This is a genomic window from Burkholderia sp. A2 (assembly GCF_001729305.1).
GTDB classification, from domain to species: Bacteria; Pseudomonadota; Gammaproteobacteria; order Burkholderiales; family Burkholderiaceae; genus Burkholderia; species Burkholderia sola.
Genome location: NZ_LZXX01000170.1, coordinates 1 through 3,145, shown reverse-complemented (window position 1 = coordinate 3,145; position 3,145 = coordinate 1). Strand labels below are relative to the sequence as shown.

The window sequence follows — 3,145 nt, the reverse complement described above, 5'->3', positions numbered from 1 at the left end:
GCAGTTGCAGCGAGTGCGTGTGCTATGTCGGTGTACGCGGCAAATCCGGACCCGATCAATCTCAATGTTCAGATCAAAGGCGAGGTGCCCTCGCAGGATTTCTTTGATGTTACGGTGAACAGCGGAGATTTGGATAACGTTGTCTTTACGCATCCGGATGGGTGGACGAAGGGCGAATCGTCAAAAGTTGAGCTGAGCTGGAAGGTGCGCAGCAGCTATGGTGGAGTCCGCATGCTGGCCGGCAACTTGAATGAGGAGGCATCTATTGAAAACGTTACTGGCGACGCCATGCCGATCCGCTGGAACGTCTCGACGCTCAACAATAGTAACGGCTTCGTAGGCCCCTATAAAGTGGGGACTTGGCGCGAGGTTGTTGATGCAGAGGTAGCGAGGACGGGCGGACTGGCCAGGTTGGCACTGTGGGTAAAGCTTGATGGAGCGCCGCGCCCCGGATCATACAGCGGAACGTTTCCAGTGGTCTTCGAGACCGGGTTTGAGGAGTGACTTTGGCCCGTGCCTCGGCACGGGCGAGACCTTTATCCCTCTGCGCCAATTTGGTGGTGGAGAGGGATTTTCTCTGAAGCTCGCGACTCTCTGCGTCGCTCAATTGGGTTGGCGCATCTTCGAAAATGGGTCTTGTGGGCTTCGTCTCGCGATTGTTAGATGTCGCCGTCGCAAGAATTAGAGAGGGTCATGTTTCTTTCGTTTCTATCGTCACTGATGTCGATGCAAGACATGCAGGATGCCGTTCAATGCTGCGCTGCGTCGGCGACCACCTTTGGGTGAAGGCCTGAACACCGGAATCGGCGGCTCTATTGCCGCCCATAACTAGTTACTGATTTTGCGTCTGACCGTGCCGCAATAATATGACGTTCAGGGTTTTGCGTCTCGTTTGTGTTAGCAGCTCTAAGCGATCCTATATTCATCGACAGCGCACAAGATATGAGTTGTCTGATTGGGTCGGGCTGACCAGAGGCAGAAAATGTGATTGGCGTGCGCATCCTATTGCGCTGCCCCTATTAATCATTCGTGGAGTATGTATGCATCAATCAATCGTTCGTGCGTGTCTGCTGGGCGCGGTCGCAATTGCCGGTACCGCGCACGCAGAAGTCAAGGAGCAGTCCTTTGAGATCAAGCTGAGCGCCGAGGTGCCGGTGGCGGGCGGCTTCGAGATCAAGGAGGAGGGCTGGAACAGCGCCGAGCCGCTGAAGCTCGATTGGAACGAGGCCGAAAAGAAGTTCGATTCGAAGAAGAAGAGCGTGCTTGCGAAAAGCGGGGTAGGCAACGTGCAGGTCAAGTTCTCGACCTCCGATGATCCAAAGCTCAGCCACGAAAAGAAAGATGACGCGTTCTTCAAGTTGGGTGTCAAGGTCGGCGGCAAGGATGTCGGCGTTGATCCCGTCGAGGTTGTGACGAAGGACGAAGCGAAGAACGGCAAGTCGATCGAAGTGGAGATCATGCCGGGGGAAGCGAGCGATGCGATGAAGGATAGCCTGGTGGCGGGTGACTATACGGGCACGGTGTCGCTGATGTTTGAGACTAAGGTCGACGGGTAAGGAGGAATGCGGTGAAAAAGCTGGTATTGGCAATTGCGGCCGGTGCATGTGCAATGTCGGTGTATGCGGCAAATCCGGATCCGATTGGTCTCAACGTCCAACTCGCCGGTAAAGTCCCGGTGCCGAGCGTATTTGATGTCACTCACGACACTACGTTGTGGGATGGCTCGAACATAGCGATGACCGCGCCAATCGACTGGGATGGCGCGAGCACGCAGAAGTCGGGGGAGGTCCATTGGAATGTGAAGAGCACCTATGGGCCCGTTCGTATCAGGCTCGAGTCTCCGCTGTCGGAGAATGAAGTGCCGGCGAAAAACGTTGGGGTGCTCGTACATGACAACGGTGACTCTATCGAGTTTCACGGGGCCGTACTCTTGTCGACGACGGGTTATTGGTCGAGCTGGAATGCGGTGAATCATAAGGATGCGTTGGAGGTCTTGTCAGCTGAATCTGCTGCAACAGGCGGCAAGGCCAAGCTCCGTTTGCGTCTTCACGCGCCTGGTGGCACGCCACGTAGCGGCACCTACACTGGCTCGATGACTGCGACCTTCGAGACCGGCATCGAGGATTAAGATAGTGCTTTCGCTCGTGCATGTGTGGTGCTCCCCGCCAGCGCACGACGACGGATTCGTCCCTGTAAGTCGGGGCGAGTCCGTCTTTTCGCAGGCGCCGGTTAAATGACCAATGCGTGCCGCTATCGCATTAACTTGAATGATCCAAACAACTTACTGCAAGTGTCAATTGTTCAGCATGATGAAAAGGCTCGTTGTGGCAATTGTTGCCAGTGCATGTGTAATGTCGGCGTATGCCGCAGATCCGAACCCGATCGATTTCAACGTTCAATTCGCCGGTAAAGTTCCGCTGCCGAATGTCTTTGAAGTAAAGTCAGTCGGTTGGGAAAATGGTGAGGAGGCCAGGTTCGACATTCCGGAGGAGTGGGATGATCAGATGCAAGTTAAAAAAGAACTCCCATTCCTGGTAAAAAGTAGCTATGGTGCTATTCATATGAAGGCGTGGTTGCTTTCGGGGGAGCAAAAGGCGAATTCTAAAGACGACTGGTATCTCCAGAGCAACGATGGAAAATCGAGGGTCGGTTTGTTGCGGCAGGTGTCCATTCCCGGCAAGCAGGATTTAATATGGGCCGACAGGGATAAATTGGAGATCGCAAGTAAAGACCATGCTGCAAAAGGTGCTCAAATAAAATTGGTTCTGACTGCTTTGCTTGGGGATAGCGCGAAAATAAAAAGGGGCGTTCCGCATACCGGAACTGTGTTTGCGATCTTTGAGACGGATCTCGAAGGCTAAGGGAGTTGTAAGTGCGATAGGCCATGAAGTTTAGTGTATATGGCTTGTTCGTCGGTGAGGCCGCTCTTTGACGTCTTCGCAGTTCACGCGGGCGCACGACGCGAAGCAGTAACCTTTAGCCTCGGAATTCAACTTCCGCTCGGACTAAAACCGGGCGGCAGATCATCAATCCATGTGTGTAACCGTTAGTCGATGACCATCGCGAAATCCGCGAGGAGCGGTGGCGATGGCGTCGTTAGTGATCCCGTCTTCATCGGCAGTGCGCAAATAAGAGTTGTCTGATT

4 protein-coding genes are annotated in these 3,145 nt (G+C 54.0%); all 4 read left to right on the top strand.

Going from position 1 to position 3,145, the window contains the following annotated elements:
• On the top strand, positions 1-504 hold a 504-nt coding region (locus tag A9Z05_RS33810), incomplete at its 5' end, for a hypothetical protein (RefSeq protein ID WP_218077838.1).
• A gap of 536 nt (positions 505-1,040) precedes the next feature.
• A complete protein-coding gene (locus tag A9Z05_RS33805) occupies positions 1,041-1,556 on the top strand; it encodes a CS1 type fimbrial major subunit (protein ID WP_069621843.1) in 516 nt (171 codons plus the stop codon).
• Between the two features lie 11 nt (positions 1,557-1,567).
• Positions 1,568-2,128, top strand: a complete 561-nt coding sequence (locus A9Z05_RS33800; protein WP_141723546.1) for a hypothetical protein — start codon at positions 1,568-1,570, stop codon at positions 2,126-2,128.
• Positions 2,129-2,309: 181 nt separating this feature from the next.
• On the top strand, positions 2,310-2,861 hold the full coding sequence (locus tag A9Z05_RS33795; protein ID WP_218077837.1) for a hypothetical protein: 552 nt from the start codon (positions 2,310-2,312) through the stop codon (positions 2,859-2,861).
• Positions 2,862-3,145 lie beyond the last annotated feature (284 nt).

What these genes read in the sequence shown, in the direction of transcription:
- A9Z05_RS33805 (WP_069621843.1), top strand. Translation starts at nt 1,041, where the DNA reads ATGCATCAATCAATCGTTCGTGCGTGTCTGCTGGGCGCGGTCGCAATT.
- A9Z05_RS33795 (WP_218077837.1), top strand. Translation starts at nt 2,310, where the DNA reads ATGAAAAGGCTCGTTGTGGCAATTGTTGCCAGTGCATGTGTAATGTCG.